The following is a 4,062-nucleotide window of genomic DNA, read 5'->3' on the forward strand; positions in this document are numbered from 1 at the left end:
TCGCGTTGCAAGCCTACTTCCTCAACCAGGTCGAACAGCGCCGCCGCACAATGACCAACGACATCATCGGTGACCTGGTCAGCGCTGAGATCGACGGTGAGAAGCTGACCGACGACGCCATCATCTCGTTTTTGCGGTTGCTGCTGCCGGCCGGCCTGGAAACCACCTACCGCTCGTCGGGCAACCTGCTGTACCTGTTGCTCACCCACCCCGAGCAGCTGGCCATGGTCTACCGGGATCGCACCCTGATACCCGCCGCGTTCGAAGAGGGCCTTCGCTATGAAACGCCGCTCACCACGGTGGTGCGGACCACCATGCGCGACGTCGATATAGCCGGCACCACAATCCCCAAGGGCGCGCAGGTGGACTTGTGCATGGGATCGGCCAACCACGACGAAAGTCGCTGGAACGATCCCGACGTATTCGATATCACTCGGGAACGCAAGGCGCACATCTCCTTCGGCGCCGGCGAACACATGTGCCTAGGTATGCACCTGGCGAGGCTGGAGACCCAGGTCATGCTCGATACTCTGTTCGACCGTGTCACCGACCTGGCGTTGGCTCCCGACAGCGACGCCGAGATCGTCGGGCTGACCTTCCGGTCGCCGAACCGACTGCCGGTCACCTTCACGCCGGTGTCCTGAAAAGCCGGACAGCGGACCGAGCCGGGCGATACCGTCGTGACGACATCAACGACGTCTATCCCCGAGGCAGCATTGAGCACAGCTCACGTGACGCCGCGTCGCCGGTACGCCACGGCGGCACTCGTCGCCGCGGCCGTCGTCGGGTGCGCTGGCTGCGGCGCGGGCACGGCCGAAGTCCCGCAGAAGACCGCCCAGGTCACCGTCAACGGCCAATCCCGGACCTCGCATGCTGTCATCTGCACGCAGGTCGGCTGGATGCTGAGCATCGACATCACCGACGGGTCGGCGCAGACCCGTGCGATGCTGCGGCTCGAGCCCGACAAACCGAAGCTGGAATCGGTCAATATCAACGATTTCAACGGCTTCACCGGCCTCGTCGACGGCGGCGCCGGCGGCGCGGGTAAGGCCGAGGCGACGTTCGCCGCGGGCACATATCACATCGTCGGCACCGCTGAACGCACCAACCTCGACAATCCCGACGAGCCCAGTAACGGGGCCTTCACGATCGACGTGACCTGCTGAATCGGTAGCAGGTAGCTGCGTCACCAGACCCAGCCGTGACCCTGAGATCGAACGCGACCCGCGCAACCTTGCCGTAGGCCTGCAGGTCACCGGCACTGGGGTCGTACAAGACAAAGGTCAAGTTGTACAATCTGTTCCATGGCAACCATGAACGTCAGCACGGCACGCGAGCACCTCCCCGACGCGATCGAGACCGCGCGCACCGAAGCCGTCTTCCTGGAACGCTACGGACGTCCCGCCGGCGTGCTGATCAGTCCGGAGCGTTATGAGGAGTTCATGGCCGCTCTGGAAGATGCCGAGGATGTGGAGGCATTCGATGCGGCGATGGCGGAAGAGGGGCCGAACATTCCTTGGGAGCAGGTTAAGGCCGACCTCGGCTGGACGTGACTGCGTACCGAATTGAACTGCGCCCTGCGGCGGTCAGGACATTGCGCGGACTCGACCCACAGGTGCGGCGCCGCGTCCAGGGTGCCATCGCATTGCTTGCGAAAGATCCCCGTCCTGCCGGAGCACGTCCTCTGCGGGGTCGACCAGGTGTGCGGGTGCGTGTCGGCAACTACCGGATCATTTACACCGTGCACGACGACGTCCTACTCGTCGTGGTCGTGAGACTCGGACACCGTCGCGACATCTATGAACGGTAGCGAGCTGCTCGCCACGTCTGATCTCGCGTCGGTGCGGGCGGAGGGACTCGAACCCTCAAGCTCTTTCGAGCACGGGCACCTAAAACCCGCGCGGTTTCCGGTTTCGCCACGCCCGCAAGCTCGATGATCATACCGTTTTAGCCGGAATCCGTACCGACACCGAGCAGCCGTCCGAGATGACCAGGATGCTGCTGTCGATCATCGGGCGCTGAGGCGTAGATGGTTGCGGAAATGCCCCAGTGCGCCGCTAGCCCGGCACTATTGTCGGCTAACGAGCGGTACGGTCGAGGGGTGTCCACTACACGGCGTCGGAGGCCGGCACTGGTCGTGCTGGTGATCGTCGCCACCTGCGGTTTCCTGGCCCTGGGCTGGTGGCAATGGACCCGCTTCGAGTCGGCAACGGGCACGTTCCAAAACCTGGGCTACGCTCTGCAGTGGCCGCTGTTCGCCGGCTTCTGCGTGTACGCCTACTACAAGTTCGTCCGCTACGAAGAAGCCCCGCCGAAGCCGAAGGCGAACCAACTGACCGAGATACCCCCGGGCCTGTTGCCGGAGCGAGCAGCACCCCCGCCGTTGGCACCCGAGGATCCGGCGCTGGCCGAGTACAACGCCTACTTGGCCGAACTCGCCGAGTCAGATAACGACAGAAAGAACAGGACCACCGCATGACCACCCCTGAAACACCCGCACCCACCCCCGCTCCCACGACACCGGTCGAGAAGATCCGCACCGCGCTGCTCGGCTACCGCGTGATGGCGTGGACGACCGGCATCTGGCTGCTGCTGCTGTGCGGCGAAATCGTCGCGCACTACGTGTTTCACAACGGAATCAGGTGGGTCGCAATGGTGCACGGCTGGGTGTACTTCACCTACGTGCTGGCTGCATTCAACCTCGCGCTCAAGGCCCGCTGGCCGATCGGCAAGACCATCGGCGTGCTGGTGTCGGGCACCATTCCGGTGCTCGGCATCGTCGTCGAGCACTACCAGACCCGAAACGTCAAGGCCCAGTTCGCGTTATAGCTGCCAGCTCTACGGTCAGACGAGCCGGCGCAGTGCTGGCACCAGCAGCGCCAGTGCCCGCCCGCGGTGTGAGGCCGCGTCTTTCTCCACCGGGCTGAGCTGCGCCGCGGTGCGGCCACCAGTATCCTGACCGTCCGGGATGAACACCGGGTCATAGCCGAACCCGTTGGCGCCGCGCGGCTCTCGCGCGATGCTGCCCGGCCACTCGCCGCGCACCACAACTTCACCGGCCGCACCCGGCCCCCAGACCAGCGCGCACGCTGACACGAACGTCGCGCCGCGGCGCACCTCGGGCACGTCGCGCAACTGGGCCAACAGCAGCGCATTGTTCGCCGCGTCGTCACCGTGTACGCCGGCCCAGCGCGCCGACAACACCCCGGGCATGCCGTTCAGCGCCGCCACCGCCAGCCCCGAATCGTCGGCGACACAAGGCAACCCGGTCGCGGTAAACCCGTCACGCGCCTTGGCCAGCGCATTGTCCTCGAAGGTCGCACCGGTCTCCGGTGCCTCGTCGTAGGGTGCCACCTCGTCCAGCGACACCAGCCGCAGCCCCGTCACTCCGGCATCCGCGAGCACCCGATTCAGCTCGGCCAGCTTCTTGGGATTGCGGCTGGCAACCAGCAGCTGGGTGAGGTCATCGGCGCCGCTCCTCCTCATCGCTACGCTCTGCATCGTCGCCGGCGCACCCATCGGCGCCGCTCCTCCTCATCGCTACGTCCCCCGCAAGCGGGAGGTACCCCCACTGCATCGTCGCCGGCGCACCCATCGGCGCCGCTCCTCCTCATCGCTACGCTCTGCATCGTCGCCGGCGCTCAGGTTCCGAACGCTTTCTTCGGCTCGGGCGCCTCGGGCAGCACACCCGGATACGGCAGCGCCAGCACGTCGCGCTGCACCGCGAACAGCTGCTCGCAAGCGCCCAGCGCCGCATCGAGCAGCTTGTCCAGCGTGGACCGCGGGAACGTCGCACCCTCGCCGGTGCCCTGGACCTCCACCAGAGTTCCGGTGTCGGTGGCAACCACGTTCATGTCGACCTCCGCGCGGGAGTCCTCCTCGTAGGGCAGGTCGACCCGCACCCGGCCGTCGACCACGCCGACACTGACCGCGGCGATCGCACACGACAGCGGCCGCGGATCCGACAACTTGCCGGCGGCGGAGAGATAGGTGACAGCGTCGGCCAGGGCTACATAGGCGCCGGTGATCGCCGCGGTCCGGGTGCCGCCGTCGGCCTGCAGC

General features: G+C 66.1%; 7 protein-coding genes, 1 tRNA gene and 2 pseudogenes. 6 read left to right on the plus strand and 4 right to left on the minus strand.

Annotated features, from left to right (window positions below):
• The 4 genes from AC2VOP_RS16145 to AC2VOP_RS16160 all read left to right on the plus strand — a co-directional run.
• Positions 1-644 (plus strand): cytochrome P450 (locus tag AC2VOP_RS16145; protein ID WP_486961924.1); only part of this gene is annotated, 644 nt, incomplete at its 5' end.
• Positions 645-680: 36 nt separating this feature from the next.
• The gene (locus tag AC2VOP_RS16150) at positions 681-1,166 is read left to right on the plus strand and encodes a lipoprotein LpqH (protein ID WP_486961925.1); all 486 of its coding nucleotides are present in this window, start codon (positions 681-683) and stop codon (positions 1,164-1,166) included.
• A gap of 138 nt (positions 1,167-1,304) precedes the next feature.
• The gene (locus AC2VOP_RS16155; RefSeq protein ID WP_486961926.1) at positions 1,305-1,553 is read left to right on the plus strand and encodes a type II toxin-antitoxin system Phd/YefM family antitoxin; all 249 of its coding nucleotides are present in this window, start codon (positions 1,305-1,307) and stop codon (positions 1,551-1,553) included.
• Complete coding sequence (locus AC2VOP_RS16160) at positions 1,550-1,810, plus strand: type II toxin-antitoxin system RelE family toxin (protein WP_486961927.1); 261 nt, start codon at positions 1,550-1,552, stop codon at positions 1,808-1,810. Before AC2VOP_RS16155 ends, AC2VOP_RS16160 begins: the two co-directional genes overlap by 4 nt.
• 32 nt (positions 1,811-1,842) lie before the next feature.
• On the opposite strand, the gene AC2VOP_RS16165 is transcribed toward AC2VOP_RS16160, so the two are convergent.
• Positions 1,843-1,926 (minus strand) — tRNA-Leu (locus tag AC2VOP_RS16165).
• Between the two features lie 175 nt (positions 1,927-2,101).
• Between AC2VOP_RS16165 and AC2VOP_RS16170 the strand changes: the two genes are divergently transcribed.
• Positions 2,102-2,479: a hypothetical protein gene (locus tag AC2VOP_RS16170; protein WP_486961928.1), complete on the plus strand. Its 378-nt coding sequence runs from the start codon at positions 2,102-2,104 to the stop codon at positions 2,477-2,479.
• Entirely contained in the window at positions 2,476-2,829 is a 354-nt protein-coding gene (locus tag AC2VOP_RS16175; RefSeq protein WP_486961929.1) for a DUF3817 domain-containing protein, read from the plus strand. Before AC2VOP_RS16170 ends, AC2VOP_RS16175 begins: the two co-directional genes overlap by 4 nt.
• A gap of 15 nt (positions 2,830-2,844) precedes the next feature.
• Here AC2VOP_RS16175 and AC2VOP_RS16180 read toward each other — a convergent pair whose 3' ends face one another.
• From AC2VOP_RS16180 to rph, 3 genes and pseudogenes are all read right to left on the minus strand, one after another.
• A complete protein-coding gene (locus AC2VOP_RS16180) occupies positions 2,845-3,486 on the minus strand; it encodes a non-canonical purine NTP pyrophosphatase (protein ID WP_486961930.1) in 642 nt (213 codons plus the stop codon).
• Between the two features lie 2 nt (positions 3,487-3,488).
• Positions 3,489-3,587: pseudogene (locus AC2VOP_RS16185) on the minus strand (hypothetical protein); the annotation flags it as partial.
• Positions 3,588-3,641: 54 nt separating this feature from the next.
• Positions 3,642-4,062: pseudogene (rph, locus tag AC2VOP_RS16190) on the minus strand (ribonuclease PH); the annotation flags it as partial.

The sequence above is a fragment of the Mycobacterium sp. TH-M106 genome (assembly GCF_057473765.1).

Coding starts and splice junctions, on each gene's coding strand:
- AC2VOP_RS16175 (WP_486961929.1), top strand. CDS start 2,476: ATGACCACCCCTGAAACACCCGCACCCACCCCCGCTCCCACGACACCG.
- AC2VOP_RS16180 (WP_486961930.1), bottom strand. CDS start 3,486: ATGAGGAGGAGCGGCGCCGATGACCTCACCCAGCTGCTGGTTGCCAGC.
- AC2VOP_RS16155 (WP_486961926.1), top strand. CDS start 1,305: ATGGCAACCATGAACGTCAGCACGGCACGCGAGCACCTCCCCGACGCG.